This is a genomic window from Spirosoma oryzae (genome assembly GCF_003002825.1).
Taxonomy (GTDB): Bacteria; Bacteroidota; Bacteroidia; order Cytophagales; family Spirosomataceae; genus Spirosoma; species Spirosoma oryzae.
Genome location: NZ_PVTE01000002.1, coordinates 228480 through 251001, shown reverse-complemented (window position 1 = coordinate 251001; position 22522 = coordinate 228480). Strand labels below are relative to the sequence as shown.

Genomic DNA, 22522 nt, shown 5'->3' with positions numbered 1-22522 from the left:
CGGCTATAATTCCCAGATTGTGGGGTGCGCGTGACGGCGGAGGTGTTTGTTCATCTCCAGCCAGAAGGCCATAATTAGGTAGAGTACAACCGGTGAACCCAGCGTAAGAAAAGACGTATAGATAAAATACAGCCGTATGCTGCTGGCGGAGATATTCATGCGCTCGCCTAGGATGGTACAAACGCCGAAAGCCTGTTTTTCAACAAAATACCGAAGCTTGTTCATAGTTATCGATGTACGAGTAAAAGCGTATATACGTTGTCGGTATAGCGCAAAGCTAACCAGACCAAACCGTACAATGTTTGCCGTTTAGAAAGATTTTCCTACGCGTTTTCGGAAATCAGCCCAAAAAAGTATCGTTATCCTATTGACATTAGCACAAATCCATTTATTTCGTGTCTCTGTCATCCCAGCGGCTTCTGGGAAACTAGTGGGCCGCTGAAATCACAAAGTCCGTTCCGTGCCATTTAGGTGTTTCGTTGAAGTATACTTAGGTGCCTGTTCCGTGTCCTTTGTTTCTTGCTAACCCTTTGTCCGTTTATTTATTAAATTTTCAATTGTTTATGCAAACAGGTGTAGTAAAGTTCTTCAACGAAAGTAAAGGCTACGGGTTCATCGTTGAGGATGATTCAAATCGGGACATCTTTGTCCACATTACGGGTCTGAACGGCATCACCATTCGGGAGAAAGATCGCGTTCAGTTTGAAGTTGTCGACGGCAAGAAAGGGCTCAACGCCGTGAAAGTAAAGAAAATCGAAGGCGAATATTAGTCGAAACCAGCGCTACAGTCACTTAAAAAGCCCGTCCGGATACCAGACGGGCTTTTCCATTTATGGTAAAACAAAACTTGATAAAGCTAGGCGAGGTAATTGCCAATCCCGACAATGACGGAGGAAAGGATGACGGTAAGAATACCAAGGCGGATTGTTCGCATGGTTGCCGCGTCCGACCCTCTCCACTCGTGCAAATATAATCCCCAAAAACTGCTAAATGCAATAATAAAAGCCATATGTAGCGTCCAGCCGGAGAATCGATACTCACCCATCTTGCTGTCGCCCATACCGTAAAAGAAGAACTGAAAGTACCAAGTAACCCCCGCCAGCGCGCAGAACAGGATATTCCGGGCAATCGGTGCCGACAGGTTGCGGTAGTCGGTATATGTCCGATTTTTAATATTCAGGTAGATCGACCAGATAGCATTGGTCGTCAGCCCACCCAGCAGAATAACCACCAGCGGAGCATTGTTCATAAACAGCGGATCAGCCCCGAAGCGGACGGCCCGGTCCGAAATTGATTGACCCGCTGTGAGTCCAAACGAGAAGCAGGCGCTCATTATTCCCGAAAATATGGCGACCATAAACCCTTTGCGAAGGTCGAACTCCGCGATAGTTGCTTTCTTTTCGGCTTCCGGCTGCGACTTCTCTTTCATCATGCCGGCTACGCCACAAATACTGATACCGAGCACGCAAACGGCCAGCCCGGCCATAATGAACTGCCCTGACGTGGTGCTGACAAGCGACCCAAACTGACCAAGCCAGATCGGTGGTACCAGCGTTCCGAAGACAGCACACAGGCCCAGTACGACGGCCATGCCCAGCGACAGGCCCAGGTAGCGCATCGACAAGCCGAACGTCAGTCCGCCGAAACCCCACAAAACGCCCCAGAAGTACGTCCAGAGCAGCGTTTCGGTCGGTGTTTCGCGCAGGATCTGCGTTAGGTGGGGTACGGTGAGCAGCCCCAGTACCCAGGGAGCAATGACCCAGGAAAAGATACCGCCGACGAGCCAGTAACTTTCCCAGGACCAGCTTTTTACCTGTTTGTATGGTAAATAAAAACTGCCGGAAGCGAACCCTCCCAGCGCATGTAATACGACGCCCCAGAATACGGCCATAGGTTTGTGAATAGAGTCAGGTTTAGGAATAGGATGAGAAGAAGAAAGAGAAAAGATGATAGAAGAAAGAGACTGGACGAAACACGGTTGTGAAGCCTTACACGGTTTTGCCGATTGACGCGCTGACCGGGCGGAGCTGAACCAGATTGTCGGGGAGGGGAAGCGAGTTCCAGCTGTCGTGAATGGCTAGTGCTGCGCCGAGGGCCGTTGCCTGGGCCACGGATGCCGCCGATACGTCGAGCTGCGGAAAGGCTGACGCCAGCAACGCCATATAGATCGGGTTTTTGCTGAAGCCGCCATCCACGAATAAGCGTTTGACGGGGGAACGGTGCAGGACCAGTTCGGTCGAAATAAGCTGCTGCGCCACAATATCATGCACGAGCTGGTGATACGCCTGCTCATACGTCTCGAAATCAGACAACTCGCGCCGGGTAAACGCCGACTGTACCAGCACAGCAGGCTGCTTCGTCGTCAGCGGATCGGGAACGGGTTGCACCGGCCGCGTAGGCAGTTCGTCGATCAGCGACGGATCGTATGGTACGTGCTTGTACGTATCGAGCGGAACGCCGAAATGCGTGGCTAATCGCTGAACCTGCTGTTCGTGTTCGTAACCCGCAAACAGCCGAGAGGCTTTCACGGCCTGCCCCTGATAATTCAGGTAGCACAAACAGTCGTATTGCAGTTCTTCGGCCGTGAGCGGCTGGGTATTGAACGGATTCAGGCTGATACACCACGTGCCCGTTGAGATCAGCACAAACGGCTCATTGAAACTTGCCAGATACGGAATCAGTGCAGCCGACGAGTCGTGTAACCCAACTCCAACCTTCATCGATTTTCCACACACTACGGTGTCTATGACGGCGTTACCCGGAAAGAGCGGAGCCAGTTTCTGATCCAGTTGCTCGGCCTTGACCCAGTCGTGGTACTGTTGCTGGCCAAAATTCCAGAGCATCGTGTGGCAACCAATGCTTGTCAGATCGGAATAGAACTGTCCGGTGAACAGCGAACTGACATACTGCGGCAGGTGCAGTGCATAGCGTGTTTTATCGAACAGGTCTGGCTGCCGATAGCGAATGCGGTATAGCGCCAGTCCCGAGTTCAAACTACCCAAGGCGGGCGATGCCGTTGCTACTGATATTGGCTCTTCTGGACCATAGCTGTCATAAAACTGCTTCGACAGTTCGGCCGGATAAGCTTTCAGGTAATTGTACAACGGTCCAACTGCCTGCCCCTGACCGTCAACACAAACCAGACTGGCCCCGTACGTCGAGACATTCAGCGCCTGTACGTCGAACTCCGGTTTCGTCAGTACGTCTTGCATCGTCTGCCGTATCCAGCTGGTCAGGCGGTCGACGTCCTCACAGGCTTCGCCGTCTTCATCTACAGTTTCAGCAAACTGCGTGCTCGTCTCCCAGACAATGTCGTACTGCTGGTTAAACAGAAACAGCTTCTTGTTGGTCTTGCCAATATCGAAAACAGCGATGCAGCGCATGGGTAATGATTGAATGGCAGAGTGATAGAGTGATTGAATGATGGAGTGATTGAATGAGTTACGGATTTAGCTATTCACTCTATCATTCAATCACTCTATAATTCAATCAAAGTCCCGTGGCGACGGATTTGGCTCCGCGTTCGCGGATGAGTTGATCGCGGATGTGGAGGCTGCGATAGAGGGCCAGTGGCTGTAAGGCTCCCCCCGCCCGACGACGGGCTTCGGCAACCAGCGGGCGAACGTCGGTGCGGAAGGCGTCCTGCAAGATTTCCTGGGCCTGCACGACGTCGTTGTTGTCGCGGGCGGCTTCCAGGGCGTCCCGGTCGACCAGCAGGGCTTGCGCATAGGCAAGCTGAATCGCTTCGACGCTTTGCAGCAGGTCTTCGAGCGGATCTTTCACGTTGTGGCTCGCGTCGATCATCCAGCCCAGATCGGTGGCGTGGCTCATCCCGCGTGCGTCCATTCCGCCGACCAGTTCATTGAAGATCAGAAACAGCTGGTATGGTTTGATACTGCCGGCCGTCAGGTCGTCGTCGCCGTATTTCGAGTCGTTGAAATGGAATCCACCCAGCTTTCCTTCCATCAGCAGAATCGCGACAATCTGCTCGATGTTGGCGTTGGGCAGGTGATGTCCCAGGTCGACCAGCGTATACGCTTTTGGGCCGAGTTTGCTGGCATACAGATAGCTGCTGCCCCAGTCGCCGACGGTAGTCGAATAGAAATTCGGTTCGAAGGCTTTGTATTCGACAAATAGTTTCCAGTCGTCGGGCAGGGCTGCGTAGATGTCCTGCAAACCACCGAGTGTTCGCTCGAAGGCTTTCCGAAAATTCAGCTGACCGGGAAAACTCGACCCATCCGATAGCCAGACCGTTAGCGACTTGGAGCCCAGTTCGACACCATGTCGAATGACCTCGATGTTATGATCGATGGCCTGCTGCCGCACCGCCCGGTCGACGTGTTGTAACGAGCCGAACTTGTAGCTTTCCAGTTGATCCGGTTGATCCTGAAAGGTGTTGGAATTAACGGCATCGAAGGCGAGCCCGTAGCTGTCGGCCAGTTGACGAACGGCCTGCGCATCCTGCGGAATATCCCACGGAATATGCAGCGAGATGGCTCCACTCGATCGATTCAGCGCGTGGAGCAAGCCCACATCGCTGATCTTTTCTTCCAGGCTTCGGGGTTCACCACCGCCGGGAAACCGACCGAAGCGGGTACCGCCCGTCCCAAGCGCCCAACTGGGAATGGCGATCTGAAACGCCATGAGTTTCTCGATAATCGATTCGGTCTGTTCGATGGAATCGGTCCAGGGAGCCAGTAGGTTCCGATGCCGGGCTACCCGGTCATCGTTATGGCTGGCAATGGTGTCTGTGGTCAGGTTCATAGGTTTAGGAATAGTGTGTTAACGTGTAGCCTGGACGTTTACGTCCGGGGGGGCGCGTAGCGACCAATAAAGCTGCCGCCATGAATAGTTGGCCTGACGGCCACCCGGACGTGGACGTCCAGGCTACGTACACCGATCAGGCTACTTTAACTACACGTTTTAGCGGACGAAGGCCATGGCTACGCCACCATCGACGTTCAGTACGTTGCCGGTCGACTTGTTGAGTAAGCCGCCGACGAAGGCGAAACAGGCGTTGGCAATGTCGTCGGGCAGGATGATCTCGTTGAGCAGCGTCCGTTTGGCGTAGTAGGCCGGCAATTCGTCAACCGTAACGCCGTAGGCTTTGGCGCGTCCTTCGGCCCAGCCACCCGCCCAGATGTTCGAGTCGGAAATAACAGCGTCGGGGTTGACGGTGTTGACCCGAATCTTGTCGGTGCCCAGTTCGGCGGCATTCAGGCGACTGAGGTGCAGTTGAGCGGCTTTGGCGGACCCGTAGCCCGCATTGTTCGGCCCGGCAACGAGTGCGTTTTTCGAGACGACGTTAATAATGTCGCCACCCAGATCCTGCTTGCGCAAAATTTCAACGGCCGCTTTCGACACCATGAACTGCCCCTTTACCAGAATGTCGTACAGCCGGTCCCACTCCTCGATGGTGTGATCGGCAATCGGTTTGGAAATGCTGATGCCCGCGTTGTTCACCACAATATCGACCCCGCCGAACGCCAGACTCGCTGCCGACAAAGCATCCTGTATGCTGCTCCAGTCGGTTACGTTCAGGGTCGTAGTAGCCACGGCATCTTTACCGAACGCTTTGATAAACTCGGCCTGCGCTCCATCGAGCCGCTCCTGATTGATGTCGTTCAGTACTACGCAGGCACCTTCCTGCGCGAATTTTTTGGCGATAGCCTTCCCGATACCACCCGCACTGCCGGTAATCAGCGCGATTTTGCCCGATAGCGGTTTGGGCTTCGGCATCCGTTGCAGCTTGGCTTCCTCAAGCAGCCAGTATTCGATGTCGAACGCTTCCTGCCGGGGGAGTGAGGTGTATTCGGAAATGGCTTCCGCGCCCTTCATCACGTTGATCGCATTGATGTAAAATTCGGCGGCAACGCGGGCGGTCTGTTTATCTTTGGCAAATGTGAACATGCCCACACCCGGATACAGCAGTACAACCGGATTGGCGTCACGAATAGCGGGGCTGTTCGGGTGTTTGCAGGTGTTGTAGTAGTCCTGATACATAGCCCGGTACTGTTCGAACGCAGGTGTCAATTCCGTGCGCAGCGATGGTCCGTTGCTCAGGTCAGCACTGGCGGCAAGGGGCAGGACCAGCGGGCTGATCTTTGTCCGCAGAAAATGGTCGGGGCAGGAGGTGCCCATCGGAGCCAGCCGATCCAGATCGTTCGAGTTGATAAATTCCAGTACTCGCTCGTCGTCGGTAAAATGGCCAACCATATGGCGCTCACTGGAGCACAGCCCGCGTAGCACCGGAGCCAGCAGGGCGGCCTGTGTCTTCCGCTGCTCGGCGGGCAGACTCTCACGGTTGGGTCCACCAAATACAGGCCGGTCTTTCCCAACGTTGTCGGCCAGATACTCGGCACAGCGCTCGACTACTTCCAGCGTGTTGACATAGCTTTCGTAGGCCGTATCGCCCCAGGTAAACAGACCGTGCGAACCGAGCATGATACCCCGAATGCCGGGATTCTGTTCAACGCACTCCGCCAGCTTCAGCCCGAGGTCGAAACCCGGCCGTTGCCAGTCGACCCAGCCGATGGTGCCGTTGAACAGTTCCTGCGTAATACGTTTGCCGTCTTTGGCGGCAGCGATGGCGATAGCTGCGTCGGGGTGCAGGTGATCGATGTGTTTGAAAGGTAGAAACCCGTGCAACGGAGTATCGATCGACGGCGCTTTTGACGACAGATCGTAGATGCAATGGTTGAAGAGTTCGACCATCTCATCTTCGTGTTCGATTCCCCGGTATATGTTTTTCAGACTCCGCAGCCGGTCGACGTAAAGGGCTGCCAGTCCACTGCGCGTCAGGGTACCAATATCGCCACCAGAGCCTTTTACCCACATCACTTCGGTAGGCTGACCCGTCAGTGGGTCGGTCGCCATTGCTTTGCAGGAGGTGTTTCCACCCCCATAGTTGGTCAGGCGGAGGTCGGCACCGAGCAGGTTCGATCGGTAGATAAGCAGGGCAACCTCATCGCCTTCGAGCTCGGCGGCTTTAGCGTCGTCCCAGAGGTAACTGACGTGGCGGAATGTGTTTGGAGAAGCAATCATAGAAGAACCGTCAAAAGGGTACGCTAACGGGGTAATCAGGTTGTTTGGGCTAGTAAAGTAGACCGATGTAGCGGAAAGGGCTTTCCCCTACTTGCCTACTGCCAGCGTAAATTTTACTGACTCAGAGCGATTTGCGGACGACGAGCCGGAACGGGTTTTCGACATGCTCGCAACTGTTGGTGAGTACCAGTTGCGCGGCTGTTTTGCCCATTTGCGCAAAATCCGTCGACATAACCGTAATGCCATCGAGCAGAATCTCCTTGAGTGGGGTTTCGTTGTACGATAGAATGCCGACCTGCTGCCCGACGGCGTAGCCCGTATCTTTTATCTTTTTGATGAGCGTGACAAGGTCGTCTTCCATCAGGTTGATGTATGCGTTGCCCGGTGTAATGACGTCGTCGGCAATGTCGCGGATGACGCGGGGCGAAAAGTCGTGTTCGTAGCAGAAGCGGTAGAAGCCGTTCAGAATGGCTTTCGGGTGGTAGGTCTGCGCCGGAAACAGAATATTCAGCGTGTGGTATTTGCGGAGCAGGGGCAAGGCTTCGGTCAGCGCCTGAATCAGGTCTTTTTCGAAATTCTGCACTACCGACGCGTAATTCCCCGTGATACCCTCAATCAATTTGTCGAGCACAATGAGCTTATGCTTGGGTAGCTGATTGATCAGTTCACGGGCCTGCTCGGTGTCGTTGAAAAAATGGGAGATGACCACGTAATGCGAGTGGCGCGTGCCTTCCTTGCGGATGATATCGCGAAATAGCCGGAAGTCGTTGTTGTAGATAAAAAAGTCGATTGGCGTGTCGCTGCCCAGTTCGCTGACGAATGAGTCGTAGATGATTTTCTTGTGGGCGCTCAGCTTGTTGAACAGCAGGAAAATTTTCAGATTCCGGCCCAGCAGCGTGTGGTTGATGTAGTAGCCTTTCCCCTTCACTGCTACCACTATGTCCTGCTCCTTCAGCAGGTCATACGCCTTCTCGACGGTTCGCTTGGCCACGTCAAACTCAGCACTGACTTCGTGAATCGACGGGAGTTTATCACCCGGCCGGATGTCCTTTGTTTGAATACCGGTTACAATAGAATTAACTAGTTGCTGATACTTCGGAACGCTTAATGAGTCGATAATGTCGATGCAATCGAGCATACGCTGTAGCCGTTAGATACACATCCATAAGGAGTCAGAACAACGATAAATTTACTGATTTCTATAAAGAATTTACTTTTGAAGGGAGGAGTGTCGACCGGGTATTTATTTTTTCGTAGACTTTTATAGTTTTAGTATCGGTAGATTGATCTATAAATCAACTCTATTAACTGACAGCACGCCTGTCAGTACGTTTACATCATAGGTTATAGAAGATCGGAAAGCCCTTGTCCACCTGGATGTGGGTTTTCTTGTTTCAGGATTGGCTACATCCAGCGCTGAATAAACTGGCTAAACGTGTCCTTGTACTGATCGCTGACGGGAATGGTAACCGAACCGATCTGTACGGTATTGCGTGAAACGGCGTCGATCCGATCGAGGGCGACGATGAAGGAGCGGTGAACGCGCATGAACTGCCGGGCAGGCAACTTTTCTTCCAGTGATTTCAGACTCGTCAGCGACAGCAGCGGCTTTGTCGGGTCGCTTTGCCGATACACTTTCACGTAGTCTTTAAGCCCTTCGATGTACAAAATGTCCTGATACGCCACCCGCACCAGCTGGTATTCGACTTTCAGAAACAGATAGTCATCGGCTACGTCGACGGTAGCTGCCGAGGGTAACGCAGCGAGTTGTGGTTCGCTGCGTTGTACCAGTTCGAAGTACTGCCGGGCTTTGTTGGCCGCCCGCAGAAATTCCTCGTAGTTGAACGGCTTGAGCAGGTAGTCGAGTGCATCGACGCGGAAGCCGTCCAGGGCAAACTGATCGAAAGCGGTCGTGAAAATAATCCGGGTGATGTGGCTCCCGCGCTGACTGCGTTCCAGCACCCGCGCCAGTTCCAGGCCCGTCAGGTCGGGCATCTGAATATCGAGAAAAATCAGGTCGGCCGGCGTGGTGATAAGAGCCTGTAGCGCGGATACGGCGCTGCTGTAGCGGCCGGTCAGGTTGAGAAAAGGGGTTTTCTCGATAAACGCACCGACCAGTCCCAGCGCCAGCGGTTCGTCGTCGACGGCAATACAGTTTAGCGTCATGACAGGTTCAGGATTAACTGTACTTCATAATCCCCCGCCGGATTGTGCGGGTTAATCGCCAGCTGATACTGATTCGGGTACAGCAGATCGAGCCGACGGCGAGTGTTGGTCAGACCGATGCCGTTACCGGCTTCCAGCGACGGTTTCTGGTTGACAAACAAGGTATTGCGGACATTTAGGACTAACTGATTCGGCTGTTGCTCAATCGAAATACTGATCTGACTCGGTTCCAGTGCACTGACACCGTGCTTGAAGGCGTTCTCGACAAACGGTAGCAGAATCATTGGAGCGATGGGCTGGTCGTGCAGCGGTGTCGGTGTCTGTACCGTCAACTGAACCTTGTCGGTTAGTCGAAGCTGCATCAGCTGAATGTAGTCGCTGACGAACGCGATTTCCTTGCTTAGCAGGGTTGTGCCCGACTGCGTTTCGTACAACACGTACCGCATCATGCGCGACAGCCGGTGAATGGCTTCCTGCGCCAGTTCGACATCGAACGAGGTCAGCGCGTAGATGTTGTTGAGCGTATTAAAGAAGAAATGCGGGTTGATCTGCGCTTTCAGAAACGATAGTTCCGAACTGGTTTTCGCCTGTTCGAGCGCCAGTCGACTGGTGGTGTCGGCCTGCCACTTCTGCACCAGCGACAGGCTGGTACTGATTCCCAGCACGAGTACGATCGTAAACAGCGAGGGCTGAACCCAGCCGTAGTACTTGGGTTGCCCTTTACCGTCGGGATGGAACGTTTTGTGGAACAACACCGGCAGATCGAGCAATATTTCCAGTCCCCACAGTACCAGCATGGCAGTCGCAATAATTCCCAGCAGCGCCAGTCCGTATCGCCCCGTTTTCTGTTCGAGCAGCAGGCGCGGTACCAGCACATTCGCGTTCAGGTAGAACGTGCCGATCATCATCGCCTGAAAGACGATCTGCCGGAGCCAGAACTCCGTTGGCATCTTGATGTCGTTGCTGAATGACGGGGAAAAAAACAGCAGGTAGCTCAGCAAGCCCCACCCCAGCCAGTGACTCAGCAGCGTAACGTAGCGACGGGAAAATAGTGAAGTAGCCATAGCGCAGGGGAAAGCTACAAGTTTACGGTGAATTCGCAACGGCGTCGGTATCAATCGGCTGTTACGCCGAATCTGCCGATGGTTGCGTCATTTGAACCGACGAATGGGCGAATCTGAATCTGTCAGCCGCTGAAATGGCTTTCGTCGGCCAGAACGGGCGATTTGCCGACGTTCCTGCCTGCGTAGTCTATTGCGTTTTCCAGACCGGCGTTGCGTCTGTTGTTTTGAAGCAACAAATACGCAACTGATCATACCATGCCTATACGACTTTTCCTCCTGCTACTGACGCTCGGCCTGAGCAGCAGTCTTACAAACACCGCTTTTGCCCAGTTCGGTGGCCCTCCGGGTGGCGGACCAGGCGGGCCGGGCTTCGGCAACAACGACCGACAGAAGAAAGAATTTACCGGCGTTGCCGATGACACACCGAAAGGCAATGGTAGACTGACGGGCGTACTGATCGATTCGACATCGGGTAAACCCGTTGAATTTGCAACAATCGCGCTCATCAGTACCAAAACCAACAAGCCCGTCGACGGAACGACCTCGGATGCCAAAGGGGCGTTCGCGATGAGTAAGCTGGCACCGGGCGACTACCGGCTACAGTACTCCTTTATCGGCTACAAAAACACCGATTCGAAACCATTTACGATTGGCAAAGGCACCGAAATCAACATGGGATCGGTGAAGCTGGCGGCCGACGTTCGTACGCTCGGCGAAGTCAACGTGGTCGGGCAGGCGGCTATGATCGAAGAAAAGGTTGACCGCCTGGTGTTCAACGCCGACCGCGATCTGACCTCGAAAGGGGGCGATGCGTCGGACGTGCTGAAACGGGTACCCATGCTGTCGGTCGATCTGGACGGGAATGTCAGCCTGCGCGGGAGCAGCAACATTCGGGTATTGATCAACAACAAGCCGAGCACCATCGTCGCAGCTAACGTGGCCGATGCCCTGAAGCAAATTCCTTCGGACATGATAAAGACGGTCGAGGTCATTACCAGTCCGTCGGCGAAATACGATGCCGAGGGAGCCGCTGGTATCATCAACATCGTCACGAAGAAGAACACACTGCACGGCCTGACGCTGAACGTAGACGCTGGTGCAGGATTGCGAGCGTCGAACCTGGGGCTGAACGGATCGTACCGGCAGGGAAAACTGGGTATCACGCTGGGCGGATTTGGCCGGGCCATGTACAACCGATCGTCGTCGACCCTCGATCAGACAACGACCGTCGGAACACAACTACAGCGTACCAGTCAGCAGGCGTCATCGTTTGATAAGCCGGTATTCGGGCAGTATACGCTGGGCTTCGATTACGATCTGGCGAAAGATCAGTCACTGTCGGCCAACGTGCGGTTTGGTACGCGCAATTTCGTACAGCAGCAGACGCAGCTAACCAACGCCTACCTCGGAGACGCCTTGCTGTACATGACCAACCGTGACGTTAACCGGAAAGATTTGTCGAACTCGGTGGATATGAACCTCGACTATGTCCGCACGTTCAAGCCGCAGCAGGAGTGGACCATCTCGACGCAGTACAGCCGTACGGGACTCGTCAATAATTTCTACGCCGACCTGCTCAATCAGGCCGGGTCGCTAACGGGTCGTCAGCAGAATATCAACAACAACACCAACCAGGAGATCACGTTCCAGTCGGACTATCAAACGCCGATACGCAAGAATCAACTGCTGGAATTTGGTGGTAAAGCAATCATGCGGCAGGTCAACAGCGCCTACGAATACCTGATCGGGACGGGGGAAAGTGCGTTGCTGAAAGACCCGAACAACCCGGCCGGAACGCTCAACTACAACCAGAACATCGGGGCGGGTTACGTATCGTACACCTACGTGACGCCAAGCAAATACACATTCAAGGTCGGTACGCGCTACGAGTACACAGGTATTCAGGCTACCCAGTCGACTGAACAGCAGGCCGCCCGTCAACTGGTGATTCCCGATTACGCTAACCTGGTACCCAGTATCAATGTCTCGAAAACGCTGGCGGGTGGTACGACCGTAAAAGCGGCTTATAACCGCCGGATTCAGCGGCCGGGTCTGCAACAACTCAATCCGAATCCCAACTACGCCAACCCGCAGATGGTGATGGTCGGTAACCCGACGCTGCGCCCTGAACTGACCGATAACGTCGAGTTAAGCTATAGTTCGACAATCAAACGGACGTACATCAACGCATCGGTTTTCGGCCGGTTGACCAACAATGCGATCTCGCAGATCCGAATTCCGTCGGACACGCTGGCGGGGGGCATCATCACGACCTTCCAGAACATTGGCGTACAGCGGACGGCTGGGGCAAACATTTTCTTCAACACGACGCTGACGCCGAAATGGACGCTGAACGGCGGCATCGACGGCTACTACGTATACATGCAGGGGCAGACACCTGACGCTACCGGCCGGTCGATCACGATCAATAATTCCGGTATCAGCCTGGGCGGACGCCTGATGAGTCAGCTGACGTTGAACAAAGGCTGGAGCGCCCAACTGTTCAGCTTCTTCCGGGGACCGAACCCGCAGTTGCAGGGTACGATGGGTGGCTTTTACATGTACTCGCTGGGCGTTCGGAAAGACCTGGCCAACAAGCGTGGTAGTATCGGCATTGCAGGCGAAAACTTTGTCGGCAACGGCGTAACGATGCGTACAACCCTCAATTCTCCGCTGCTCTCGCAGGTCAACGTCAATCACCTCTATAATTCAAACGTGAAAGTTACGTTCACCTATCGCATCGGGAAGATGACCTACGAGGAGAACCGCCGGAAAGGTAAATCGATCAACAACGACGATGTTAAAGGCGACGGTGGTAGCGACGCTGGTGCCCAAAGTGCTCCAGCCAGTGGTGGTCGCCCCCGCTAGTCGTATTGTCTGAGATAGATGTCACAAGCAACTCATTTACAGTAGTATACCTCACTAAGTGTCTTTTTCCGTTTCAACCAACCAACAGTATCTCTATGAAAGTATTTGCTCTATCCGTTGCTGCCCTGCTCACCGCATCACTTGTAAACGCTCAGACCTGGACGGTCGACAAAGCGCACTCGAAAGTAGGCTTCACCGTGACGCACCTGATGCTGAGCGAGGTCGACGGTAATTTTAAAACCTTCGACGCCAAACTGACGGCTAACAAACCCGACCTGTCGGATGCCGTTGTCGAACTTACCGCCGACGTGAACAGTATCAATACCGATAACGAACGGCGCGACGGCCACCTGAAGTCGCCCGACTGGTTCGACGCGGCCAAATACCCGACGATTACCTTCAAGAGCACGTCGTTTCAGAAAGTGGAAGGCAAAAAATATAAACTGGCCGGTAACCTGACGATGCACGGCGTGACCAAGCCCGTAACGCTCGACGCGGTGCTGACCGGCCCCGTCACGATGGATAGTCCACGTGGTAAGATGGAGAAGGCGGGCCTGAAAGTGAATGGTACGATCAAACGCACTGACTTCGGTGTCGGCTCGTCGGGTGGGGCGGTTGTCAGCGAAGAAATCGAGATCAAAGCCGCCGGTGAGTTTGCCAAGCAGGACGGTGCTACCGCTGAGAAGAAGTAGGTAACTCACTTTATAAACAGAAACGCCCCGGCTCTGCTAGTGAGCCGGGGCATTTTTGTTGGCAGTAAACGAATCGTCGATCAATGACCCGTCCAGCCGTGAACGTCGGCCATGGTGGGCATTGGAATATCCAGCTTCAGCCGCTTGCGGGCACCGCCCAGATCGTTGAACAGCTTGTTCGGGCTAGCAGCGCGGAGTTGTTCGACAGTCAGTATGTTCAGCTTTTGCAGGGCCGGAATCCACTCGGCTGGTACACCCGCTTCCAGGAAATCGGCTTCACCCGACTGCTCCTGCTTCTTTTCTGGACGCATCTGCGGGAAGAACAGCACATCCTGAATCGACGGCTGATTGGTCATAATCATCGCCAGCCGGTCGATACCCAGACCGACACCCGCCGTCGGGGGCATACCGTATTCAAGGGCACGAAGGAAATCGTCATCCAGCGCCATGGCTTCTTCGTCGCCCCGCTCGGCCAGCCGGAGCTGTTCTTCAAAACGCTCGCGCTGATCAATGGGGTCGTTTAGCTCGGAATACGCATTCGCAATTTCCTTCCCGTTACAGATAGCTTCGAAACGCTCGACCAGCCCGGCTTTGCTGCGGTGCTTCTTCGTCAGGGGCGACATCTCAACGGGATAATCCGTAATGAACGTCGGCTGAATCAGGTTGGGTTCGCAGGCATCACCAAACAGTTCGTCGATCAGTTTCGACTTACCCATTGACGAGTCGGTTTTGATACCCCGGTCCTCGGCTACCTGCCGTAATCGGTCTTCGTCCATCTCGGAAACATCGATACCGGTGTATTCCTGAATGGCTTCGAACATAGTCAGTCGTTTCCAGGGCCGTTTGAAGTCGATGACGTTGTCGCCTACCGTCACCTTCGTCGTACCCGCTACGTCGATGGCTACCTTCTCGACCATTTCCTCGATGGTGTCCATCATCCAGAGATAGTCTTTGTAAGCCACGTAGAATTCGACCTGCGTAAACTCCGGGTTGTGGGTCCGGTCCATACCTTCGTTACGGAAATCCTTGGCGAATTCGAACACGCCGTCGTAGCCACCCACGATCAGCCGTTTGAGGTACAACTCATTGGCAATCCGCATGTACAGCGTCATGTCCAGCGTGTTGTGGTGCGTCTGGAACGGGCGGGCTGTGGCACCGCCGTGGATGGGCTGCAAAATTGGGGTTTCCACTTCCAGATACCCTTTCTGGCTTAGAAACTGCCGGATCGAGTTGACGAGCTTGGTCCGTTTGACGAATACGTCGCGCACCTGCGGGTTCACGATCAGGTCGACGTAACGCTGTCGGTAGCGCTGTTCGGGATCGGTGAAGGCATCGTAGGTTTCCTTCTCGCCTTTCTCATTAACGACTTCCTTTACCACGGGTAGGGGCCGCAGCGACTTGTTCAGAATCGTAAACGACTGCACGTACACCGACAGTTCGCCTGTTTGCGTCGTGAAGACATAGCCTTCGATACCGATGATGTCGCCGATGTCGAGCAGCTTTTTAAATACCGTGTTATACAGCGTTTTGTCGTCGCCGGGGCAAAGGTCGTCACGCCGGAAATAAAGCTGCATCCGACCCGTCGAGTCCTGCATTTCGGCGAACGATGCGCTACCCATAATGCGGAAACTCATCAGTCGGCCGGCGAGCCGAACGGTGTTCCAGGGTGCTTCGTCTTTAAAGTCGAGGTGAGGCTGGTAGCCGCCCTGCGTATCGGCCCCCGTTTTATCGGCAAAGGCGTCGCGCAGCTGGTCGATGGTATGGGTAACGTCGAAGAGCGGGGCGGGGTAGGGATCGATCCCCATGCGCATCAGTTCTTCCCGCTTCTGTCGGCGGTTTATCTCCTGTTCACTCAGTAGCATAGCAGTCAGTCGGTTGGTCGCGGGGCGACCTGAGTTTTTAGGGGCAAAAGTAGCGAAAAGGATTGGCCTTTCGCCTTGTTCGACCGAATTAGCCGTTAAACGACGATACCGACCGATCGTCCGTTTTAACCGGGCGGTTCACCGCTTTGTCTTTACCGTTGTGCTATCAAAATGATATCAACTCTCTACAATCATGCAGGAAAAACCGTTAACCTCGATTTCTGGCTATGTGCTGTTACTGATAGCCGTCGTATGCTTGCTCGCTGCCGCTGGTGTTGCGGTCACCGGGATTAGTATCATACTGGCTGTGCTGCTGTTTCTGGTGTCGCTGGTGCTGTTTACGGGCATCACCGTCATCAACCCCAACGAAGCCTATGTGTCTACGCTGTTCGGCAATTACGTCGGTACCATGAAGCAGAACGGGCTGCGCTGGGTCAATCCATTGTACAATCGACGGAAGATCAGCCTGCGGGCGCGCAACCTGAACGGGCAGACGCTGAAGGTAAACGATAAGATGGGGAACCCCGTCGAGATTGCCGCCGTGGTTGTCTGGCAGGTGCAGGATACGGCTAAGGCTTTGTTCTCTGTCGACGATTATGTATTGTTCGTGCAGATTCAGTCGGAAGCGGCCGTGCGGAAGCTGGCCAACTCGTATGCGTACGACCACATGGAAGATGATACGGCCTCGGTTACGCTGCGCGACAGTACCGGACAGATCAATGTATTTCTGGAACAGGAACTGAACGAACGACTCGAACGGGCGGGTGTCGACATCATCGAAGCGCGGGTGAGTCACCTGGCGTATTCATCGGAAATTGCCGGGGCTATGTTGCAGCGGCAGCAGGCAGCCGCCATGATTGCCGCCCGTCGACTGATCGTGGAAGGGGCCGTGGGTATGGTCGAGATGGCGCTCGAACGACTTGAGAACAAGGGCGTCGTGCAACTGGACGAAGAGCGCAAGGCCGCGATGGTGAGCAACCTGCTGGTGGTACTTTGCGGTGAGAAAGGAGTCAGCCCGGTCGTTAATGCCGGGACATTGTATAACTAGTTGCCTATGCCAGCCGAAAAAAAAGCATTTGTGCTGCGGATTCAGGCCGAAACACTGAAAGAACTGGAGCGGTGGGCGCAGGATGAGTTTCGCAGTGTCAACGGGCAAATCGAGTTTCTCCTCAGCGATGCCCTGCGCCGGCGCAAACGGCGTGCTCGTAACGCAGACGCGTCTTCTGATTCAGAAGACGCGTCTGAAGCAACCGATGCTCACTAGTTTACTGGTGTATTTACCGATGCCGTCTGGCGTTCGGCCAGTCGGTTGTACTGCTCGACGATGCGTAACTGACCAAACTGACTTTTTTCATTGAGGTGCCGCACCTGCACAAATTGTTGCAGTTCCTGCCGGTACGCTGCCATATGGGCTTGATAAATAGCCACGTAGAACCGTTTGAACGATAAGAATTGTCCATTGATGTGGGCGAAATAATCGAAAAAGCTGTCGTGCGGATCAGGCGTTTCCGGGTCGAAATTTCGGATGGGATTATTGTAAGCCCGTCTGAACAGACCATGAGCGCGTTTCATGCGCCGGACAACCATGATCGGGCCTTCAGCACATACCTCGAAGAAAGCCAGACTGGCCGGTGCCTGACGGATCGAGCCGGGTAACGTAATAAACAGACGCGCTTTCTGACCTGGTGATGCCTGCCAGCCAAACTGCTGTACCTGACTAGCGGAAAACGCCCGGATGCGGCCGTCCGGTTCGCGCAATAACACGGTCTCCGCCTGCCAGTTGTAGTCCAGCTCGCCCGCTCGTCTGTCGCCGTCGGCCAAAATCAGGTAACCTGTTTGCCACGTGGGTTTAGGAATGCCGGCAGAGACGTCAATAAGGGCAGTCGAGACTAGAAAACCGACAAGAATAAGTAGACGAATTACATGCATAGTGAGTACGGTTTATTGATTCGGAATCATCAGAAATGATCGGAATCCGGTTGACGAGATGCAGGCTTTTCAACCTGCTTTTGTCAATATAACCGACTCATAATTAGCTTGTTACTGAGGGTGAAAGCGAGTGCAATTTGTGAAGTTTGACCGAAATAAGATGTAATTGTACGTATTCTGGTAGAAGTGCTGAACTATATGATTATCCAGATAGCGCATTGAAGAATAGCGGACTGGTCGTAACTGACAAACAGATGAATAATAAGTAAGAAAATTGGGGGATATTGAAATTGTTCAACTTAAAAGAGAGCTCACGGCTGTTTTTGAGCCAATACCATTTCGCCGATCAGCCGAACGCCTTCCAGGGTGAGTGACGGGACAATGTCGATGAAGGCATCCCGTAACGACGGAATCTGACCCGACAGCCCGCCGGTTGCTACGGCGATGCAATCGCCATGTAGCTCAGCCCGAATACGGTTGATGAGCGAACGAACCAGCCCTTCGTAGCCTAACACGATCCCTGCCTGAATGGCGTGGGTCGTGCTCAAGCCCAGCGCGGAATCGGGTACCTGAATTGGTACTTCCGGTAGCTGCGCTGTGTTGGTGAATAGCGACCGGATAGCCGTTCTCAGGCCGGGGGCAATGGCAACACCCAGAATTTTTCCCGCGCCGGATACTGTCGTAAACGTCAGAGCAGTCCCGAAGTCAACCACGATACAGTTGCGCTGATACCGTGTGTAAGCCGCCAGCGCATTGGCCACTAAATCAGCGCCAATCTCGTGCGGACGCAGAATTTCGAGTGGTAGCAGTGGGTATACGCCCGGCCCAACGACAACCGGTTCGTGACCAAACAAGCTGCCAAGCATGGTTCGCAAGGTGGGCGTCAGGTTCGGTACGACGCTGCTCAATACGGTATGTTGTATCGCGCTTAGCGGAATGGTTGCTTCCAGCAGCCACAGGCGCAGCCGGGCTTCATACGATTCGGCTGCTTCGTCGGCGCGGGCAGGAGTGCGCCAGATAAATTGCCATGTGTCGTTGGCGTAGAGACCGAAAACGGCGTCGGTATTGCCGGCGTCAACAGTTAGATGCACAAGTGGATGAGCGATTGTTGGAACGAAATACGGGTAAAGTTGGCAAAATCCCGCTGGGCATCAAACGAGTCGAGTGGCCATAGCCTGTTCATGCGACGGTTGTGCGCGAATTGCGTTGACGTAGTTGTATGGAATTTGACCCATTGCTGCATCGTTTATATACGTAGACCGGCCACCTATGTTTCTAAGACGATTTCGTAAACCTAAGATCACAGCAAATACCGCTGACCGCCCGACCGAACTGATTGCGCAGTACCGGGCGACCGGTGACGTCGCGCTGTTGGGTGAACTGTACGAACCGCATATGGAACTGGTGTACGCTGTCTGTTACAAGTACCTGCGCGATGAGGAAGAAGCCAAAGACGCGGTCATGCAATTGTTTGAGCAGTTAGTTGTCGATCTGCGTCGGCACGAGGTGCAGCAGTTCCTGCCGTGGTTGCACAGCGTGGCGCGTAACTATTGTCTGATGCTACTGCGGAAGCGGCAAAACCGCCCCCAGATGGCATTGATCGATTCGGTCATGAGCGACGACGACGAAGCCGCTTTACCTATTCACGCCGATGATTCTGACCGGGAAGAAGACCTGAGCCGGATGGAAGCCTGCCTGCAACTGTTGCCCCTTGAACAGCGTACCTGCCTGACGCTTTTTTACCTGGAAAAGAAAAGCTACGTAGAAGTGGCCGATCTGACGGGCTATGATCTAAAACAGGTAAAGAGTTATTTGCAAAATGGGCGTCGAAAACTTAAACTTTGCCTAAGCGATCCGCAGACCGTTGGTGGCACTGTACGTAATACAGCCTCTTGACAATGAGTAACCAACTAACTTTTGATGAATTACGGGCCTACCAGGCTGGTCAGCTTAGTGGTCCGGCCCGACACCGGGTTGAACGGGCGCTGCTGGAAGACCCGTTCTATGCCGATGCGCTGGCAGGGCTGGAAGCAATGCAGCAGGCTGCCCGCCCGACACCCGAACAACTCAGCAGTCTGCGCGACGCGCTGCAGGATCGTATCCACGCGTCGGCCACGAAAAAACGGTTGTGGCATCTCTGGATTGCGACAATCACGGCTGCATTGCTTTTCGTCTTTGCTGTAGCGATCTACATGATTTATTTCATGCCGAAAAAGATGGCTAAACCCGCGCCGGTCGCTCCGCAGACAAGTCTGAAAACGACAACAGAATCAGGCGCTTACTACCTTGATTCTGTGTACTGGAAAGCGTTGGTGTAGCGTGACGGTACTTGGGCTGACGTAGGGTATGAGCGTCGTCTGATCAAGCCCGGATCGTAGCCTGTGGCTGTCCCATATAAGAGAAAGTAAGTGGCGCAGGTAAAACATTTGCAAAAGGTCGAGCGTTAACCCCGAGAATCACTTCGACCAATTGTCTATGTTTCGCACAATTTCTTTACGTTCTCTTTACGTTTTAGTAGCCTTAGTTAGCCTTTGTTTTACAACTAGTTACGCGCAGCAACGCTTCAGCGCTGGTCCGCGAATTGGCTTGAATTTATCTAATTACTGGGGCAATGCCGACGACCTTCGCTTTAAACCAGGTGTAAACGCAGGTGTGTTTCTGTCGTATAGTTCACTGAATCATTTCGGTATTTCGGCCGACGTACTGTACTCGCAACGAGGGGCCAAGTACGAAACACCGGTAGTCAAGTTTACGCAGCGGGTAAACTACCTGGAAATTCCGGTTGTGGCTCGTTATTACCTGACACTCAATGGCGATTTCCGGCCCAATATCTTCGTAGGTCCATCGCTGGGTATCAAGTTAAACGCCCGCCGGGTGAATGGCGATCCAGCGGCTTACAATGCTGACAATACGAACGATTTCCGCGACCTCGACCTTGGCGCTACGGGCGGTTTTCAGTTGAACTGGCGTACGGGTAACCGACAGCATTTTCTGATCGATGCGCGCTACACGCTGGGGCTTAGTGAAGTGCAGACGAATCTGCCCAAAGTTTGGGGGGCTCGCAACAACCTGCAAAATTCGACCATCAGTTTGTCGCTGGGCTACGCGTTCGGTGTTGGACCTGAGTTCCGTAGCCGCTACAGCCGGTAATTCCACGCTTTCACAACACTACTCTCGATGAATTACATGAAAACCGCGCGCGTGGGGGTTACGCTGATCCTGCTCGGTATCGGCCTGTCGGTTGCGACGGCACAGCAACGGTTCAGCGCAGGCCCCCGTGTTGGAGCCAATCTGTCCCGCTTCGTAGGCGATGCCGACGGGTATACATACCGTCCGGGGATAACGGCGGGTGCATTCCTAATGTATAGTTCGTTAAACCACTTTGGTATCTCCGTCGATGCACTGTACTCACAAATGGGCGCGAAGTATTCGGCAGTTGAAAACATATTCGGTAGTCAGCGGCAGGTCGAATTCAAGCAGCGGGTCTCGTACCTGGAAGTGCCTGTTGCCTTACGCTACTTTCTGACAACGAGCGGTAATTTCCGGCCAAATCTGTTCTTTGGGCCGTCAGTAGGGTTCCTGCTCAAAGGCGAACGGTCTCCACAGCAAGTAGCGGGCGTTCAGTTGCCAGCATTGACAAACACAGATGCGTTTCGTAAGGTCGATCTAGGACTGATGGCAGGGTTCCAGCTCAATTTTCCTGGCCTGGGTGCCCGTCAGCGCTTCCTGATTGATGGTCGGTACCGATACGGGCTGAGCGACATCACGATCGATCGCAATGCCGACGTACACAACTCAACATTTACCTTGACGCTGGGCTATGGCTTTGGCGTTGGCCCAGAATACCGCAGTCGGTATCAGCGGTAGCAGCGTCTGTTGCACAAACGGCCCGCCTGAACCGAATCAGGCGGGCCGTTTGTGTTTTTAATCGATTGTATCAGGATCGTCGGCGATGCGTGTGTTGTCGTAGCATGTATTGAGCATTGCCGTCTCATCGGTATTAAGTTCGAAATCGAACACGTCGAAATTAGCCTGTATCCGCTCGCGGTGGATCGATTTTGGAATAGTTACTGCTCCCTGTTGCATGGACCAGCGTATCAGCACCTGAAACGTGCTCTTCTGATGACCTTCGGCAATGGCGACCAGGCGTGGATCGTCGTGTTTTTTACCCCGAACCAGGGGCGCATAACCTTCCACCTGAATGCCTTTACTTCGGCAATAGTCCAGTACGTCAGGTCGGTAGCAATACGGGCTCAACTCAATTTGATTGACGGCTGGCGTTATCGTAGCCTGGTTAAGCAGTTCGTCTAAATGGTTCGGGTAGTGATTCGACACGCCGATGGCCCGTACACGTCCCTCCGTATACAGCCGCTCCAATGCGCGCCAGGTATCGTGCCGGTGTTGTTTTACCGGCCAATGAATCAGGTACAGATCGACTACGTCACGGCCGAGTTTGCCAGCGCTATCGTCGAACGCGCGGAGTGTGCTGTCGTACCCCTGGTCTGTATTCCACACTTTGGTTGTGATAAACACGTCGGTCGTTGGTAGACCGCTTGCCTGAACCGCTGCTGCTACCTCTGTTTCGTTGCCATAGATCGACGCCGTATCGATCAGGCGGCAACCTGCTTCCAGAGCCCATTCTACGGCCTGCTGTACTTCACTATTATGACTAGGTGCGTAAACGCCCAGGCCTAGCAAGGGCATTTTTACCCCATTATTGAGCGTAACAGATTCGTTTTGCATGATATGCTGATTAAGGTGTATTAGTCCCGACATAGCGTAGTTCGTACGCAGTGTAGTTGCATAGACGAGCTGTCCATTGATACCACTCAATCGGGTTTTAACTAATTTTTAATGGTGGCAAATCCAGCCGTAGCGATCTGCCGTATAGGAATGC

General features: G+C 53.8%; 21 protein-coding genes. 9 read left to right on the top strand and 12 right to left on the bottom strand.

Translation table 11 applies throughout. The annotated features are described in order from the left end of the window. Positions 1–3: 3 nt before the first annotated feature. Positions 4–225 (bottom strand): PspC domain-containing protein, encoded by a 222-nt coding sequence (locus CLV58_RS03265; RefSeq protein ID WP_106136340.1) that lies wholly within the window; start codon positions 223–225, stop codon positions 4–6. A 338-nt stretch (positions 226–563) separates the two neighbouring features. Between CLV58_RS03265 and CLV58_RS03260 the strand changes: the two genes are divergently transcribed. Beyond that, positions 564–770, top strand: a complete 207-nt coding sequence (locus CLV58_RS03260; RefSeq protein ID WP_106136339.1) for a cold-shock protein — start codon at positions 564–566, stop codon at positions 768–770. Between the two features lie 86 nt (positions 771–856). Here the strand turns inward: CLV58_RS03260 and rhaT are convergent, their stop codons facing one another. The 7 genes from rhaT to CLV58_RS03225 all read right to left on the bottom strand — a co-directional run bounded on the left by rhaT (position 857) and on the right by CLV58_RS03225 (position 10274). Further along, positions 857–1891, bottom strand: a complete 1035-nt coding sequence (gene rhaT / locus CLV58_RS03255; RefSeq protein ID WP_106136338.1) for an L-rhamnose/proton symporter RhaT — start codon at positions 1889–1891, stop codon at positions 857–859. A gap of 97 nt (positions 1892–1988) precedes the next feature. Further along, complete coding sequence (locus tag CLV58_RS03250) at positions 1989–3383, bottom strand: FGGY-family carbohydrate kinase (RefSeq protein WP_106136337.1); 1395 nt, start codon at positions 3381–3383, stop codon at positions 1989–1991. 106 nt (positions 3384–3489) lie between these two features. Then, positions 3490–4764: a sugar isomerase gene (locus CLV58_RS03245; protein ID WP_106136336.1), complete on the bottom strand. Its 1275-nt coding sequence runs from the start codon at positions 4762–4764 to the stop codon at positions 3490–3492. Between the two features lie 159 nt (positions 4765–4923). Further along, a complete protein-coding gene (locus tag CLV58_RS03240) occupies positions 4924–7044 on the bottom strand; it encodes a bifunctional aldolase/short-chain dehydrogenase (RefSeq protein WP_106136335.1) in 2121 nt (706 codons plus the stop codon). A 121-nt stretch (positions 7045–7165) separates the two neighbouring features. Then, positions 7166–8182 (bottom strand): GntR family transcriptional regulator, encoded by a 1017-nt coding sequence (locus CLV58_RS03235; protein WP_106136334.1) that lies wholly within the window; start codon positions 8180–8182, stop codon positions 7166–7168. Positions 8183–8448: 266 nt separating this feature from the next. Then, a complete protein-coding gene (locus tag CLV58_RS03230; protein ID WP_106136333.1) occupies positions 8449–9210 on the bottom strand; it encodes a LytR/AlgR family response regulator transcription factor in 762 nt (253 codons plus the stop codon). Further along, the gene (locus CLV58_RS03225; RefSeq protein ID WP_106136332.1) at positions 9207–10274 is read right to left on the bottom strand and encodes a sensor histidine kinase; all 1068 of its coding nucleotides are present in this window, start codon (positions 10272–10274) and stop codon (positions 9207–9209) included. Before CLV58_RS03225 ends, CLV58_RS03230 begins: the two co-directional genes overlap by 4 nt. A 255-nt stretch (positions 10275–10529) precedes the next feature. Here CLV58_RS03225 and CLV58_RS03220 point away from each other — a divergent pair, with 255 nt between their 5' ends. Both CLV58_RS03220 and CLV58_RS03215 read left to right on the top strand, forming a co-directional pair. Continuing rightward, entirely contained in the window at positions 10530–13142 is a 2613-nt protein-coding gene (locus CLV58_RS03220) for a TonB-dependent receptor (protein WP_106136331.1), read from the top strand. A 95-nt stretch (positions 13143–13237) separates the two neighbouring features. After that, positions 13238–13834 carry a YceI family protein gene (locus CLV58_RS03215; RefSeq protein WP_106136330.1) on the top strand — a complete coding sequence of 199 codons (597 nt, stop codon included), beginning with the start codon at positions 13238–13240 and terminating at the stop codon, positions 13832–13834. 80 nt (positions 13835–13914) lie between these two features. On the opposite strand, the gene lysS is transcribed toward CLV58_RS03215, so the two are convergent. After that, the gene (gene lysS / locus CLV58_RS03210; protein WP_106136329.1) at positions 13915–15696 is read right to left on the bottom strand and encodes a lysine--tRNA ligase; all 1782 of its coding nucleotides are present in this window, start codon (positions 15694–15696) and stop codon (positions 13915–13917) included. A 193-nt stretch (positions 15697–15889) separates the two neighbouring features. Here lysS and CLV58_RS03205 point away from each other — a divergent pair, with 193 nt between their 5' ends. Further along, positions 15890–16744 (top strand): SPFH domain-containing protein, encoded by an 855-nt coding sequence (locus tag CLV58_RS03205; RefSeq protein WP_170108634.1) that lies wholly within the window; start codon positions 15890–15892, stop codon positions 16742–16744. 6 nt (positions 16745–16750) lie between these two features. After that, on the top strand, positions 16751–16960 hold the full coding sequence (locus CLV58_RS03200) for a type II toxin-antitoxin system antitoxin (protein ID WP_106136328.1): 210 nt from the start codon (positions 16751–16753) through the stop codon (positions 16958–16960). Here the strand turns inward: CLV58_RS03200 and CLV58_RS03195 are convergent. Together CLV58_RS03195 and CLV58_RS03190 are read right to left on the bottom strand one after the other, a co-directional pair. Beyond that, complete coding sequence (locus tag CLV58_RS03195; RefSeq protein ID WP_106136327.1) at positions 16957–17625, bottom strand: hypothetical protein; 669 nt, start codon at positions 17623–17625, stop codon at positions 16957–16959. The two genes, CLV58_RS03200 and CLV58_RS03195, sit on opposite strands and share 4 nt — an antisense overlap. 311 nt (positions 17626–17936) lie before the next feature. After that, positions 17937–18716 (bottom strand): type III pantothenate kinase, encoded by a 780-nt coding sequence (locus CLV58_RS03190; RefSeq protein ID WP_106136326.1) that lies wholly within the window; start codon positions 18714–18716, stop codon positions 17937–17939. 178 nt (positions 18717–18894) lie between these two features. On the opposite strand from CLV58_RS03190, the gene CLV58_RS03185 reads away from it, so the two are divergent. From CLV58_RS03185 to CLV58_RS03170, 4 genes are all read left to right on the top strand, one after another. Further along, the gene (locus CLV58_RS03185) at positions 18895–19521 is read left to right on the top strand and encodes an RNA polymerase sigma factor (RefSeq protein ID WP_106136325.1); all 627 of its coding nucleotides are present in this window, start codon (positions 18895–18897) and stop codon (positions 19519–19521) included. A gap of 2 nt (positions 19522–19523) precedes the next feature. After that, on the top strand, positions 19524–19943 hold the full coding sequence (locus CLV58_RS03180) for a hypothetical protein (protein WP_245882189.1): 420 nt from the start codon (positions 19524–19526) through the stop codon (positions 19941–19943). A gap of 157 nt (positions 19944–20100) precedes the next feature. Then, positions 20101–20775 carry a porin family protein gene (locus CLV58_RS03175; protein ID WP_106136324.1) on the top strand — a complete coding sequence of 225 codons (675 nt, stop codon included), beginning with the start codon at positions 20101–20103 and terminating at the stop codon, positions 20773–20775. 27 nt (positions 20776–20802) lie between these two features. Next, a complete protein-coding gene (locus CLV58_RS03170; RefSeq protein ID WP_106136323.1) occupies positions 20803–21492 on the top strand; it encodes a porin family protein in 690 nt (229 codons plus the stop codon). 57 nt (positions 21493–21549) lie between these two features. On the opposite strand, the gene CLV58_RS03165 is transcribed toward CLV58_RS03170, so the two are convergent. After that, entirely contained in the window at positions 21550–22368 is an 819-nt protein-coding gene (locus CLV58_RS03165; RefSeq protein ID WP_106136456.1) for an aldo/keto reductase, read from the bottom strand. Between the last annotated feature and the right edge of the window lie 154 nt (positions 22369–22522).

Bases quoted from the DNA above. Each gene is read 5' to 3' on its own strand.
- CLV58_RS03265 (WP_106136340.1), bottom strand. From the start codon at position 225: ATGAACAAGCTTCGGTATTTTGTTGAAAAACAGGCTTTCGGCGTTTGT.
- CLV58_RS03260 (WP_106136339.1), top strand. From the start codon at position 564: ATGCAAACAGGTGTAGTAAAGTTCTTCAACGAAAGTAAAGGCTACGGG.
- rhaT (WP_106136338.1), bottom strand. From the start codon at position 1,891: ATGGCCGTATTCTGGGGCGTCGTATTACATGCGCTGGGAGGGTTCGCT.
- CLV58_RS03250 (WP_106136337.1), bottom strand. From the start codon at position 3,383: ATGCGCTGCATCGCTGTTTTCGATATTGGCAAGACCAACAAGAAGCTG.
- CLV58_RS03245 (WP_106136336.1), bottom strand. From the start codon at position 4,764: ATGAACCTGACCACAGACACCATTGCCAGCCATAACGATGACCGGGTA.
- CLV58_RS03240 (WP_106136335.1), bottom strand. From the start codon at position 7,044: ATGATTGCTTCTCCAAACACATTCCGCCACGTCAGTTACCTCTGGGAC.
- CLV58_RS03235 (WP_106136334.1), bottom strand. From the start codon at position 8,182: ATGCTCGATTGCATCGACATTATCGACTCATTAAGCGTTCCGAAGTAT.
- CLV58_RS03230 (WP_106136333.1), bottom strand. From the start codon at position 9,210: ATGACGCTAAACTGTATTGCCGTCGACGACGAACCGCTGGCGCTGGGA.
- CLV58_RS03225 (WP_106136332.1), bottom strand. From the start codon at position 10,274: ATGGCTACTTCACTATTTTCCCGTCGCTACGTTACGCTGCTGAGTCAC.
- CLV58_RS03220 (WP_106136331.1), top strand. From the start codon at position 10,530: ATGCCTATACGACTTTTCCTCCTGCTACTGACGCTCGGCCTGAGCAGC.
- CLV58_RS03215 (WP_106136330.1), top strand. From the start codon at position 13,238: ATGAAAGTATTTGCTCTATCCGTTGCTGCCCTGCTCACCGCATCACTT.
- lysS (WP_106136329.1), bottom strand. From the start codon at position 15,696: ATGCTACTGAGTGAACAGGAGATAAACCGCCGACAGAAGCGGGAAGAA.
- CLV58_RS03205 (WP_170108634.1), top strand. From the start codon at position 15,890: ATGCAGGAAAAACCGTTAACCTCGATTTCTGGCTATGTGCTGTTACTG.
- CLV58_RS03200 (WP_106136328.1), top strand. From the start codon at position 16,751: ATGCCAGCCGAAAAAAAAGCATTTGTGCTGCGGATTCAGGCCGAAACA.
- CLV58_RS03195 (WP_106136327.1), bottom strand. From the start codon at position 17,625: ATGCATGTAATTCGTCTACTTATTCTTGTCGGTTTTCTAGTCTCGACT.
- CLV58_RS03185 (WP_106136325.1), top strand. From the start codon at position 18,895: ATGTTTCTAAGACGATTTCGTAAACCTAAGATCACAGCAAATACCGCT.
- CLV58_RS03180 (WP_245882189.1), top strand. From the start codon at position 19,524: ATGAGTAACCAACTAACTTTTGATGAATTACGGGCCTACCAGGCTGGT.
- CLV58_RS03175 (WP_106136324.1), top strand. From the start codon at position 20,101: ATGTTTCGCACAATTTCTTTACGTTCTCTTTACGTTTTAGTAGCCTTA.
- CLV58_RS03170 (WP_106136323.1), top strand. From the start codon at position 20,803: ATGAATTACATGAAAACCGCGCGCGTGGGGGTTACGCTGATCCTGCTC.
- CLV58_RS03165 (WP_106136456.1), bottom strand. From the start codon at position 22,368: ATGCAAAACGAATCTGTTACGCTCAATAATGGGGTAAAAATGCCCTTG.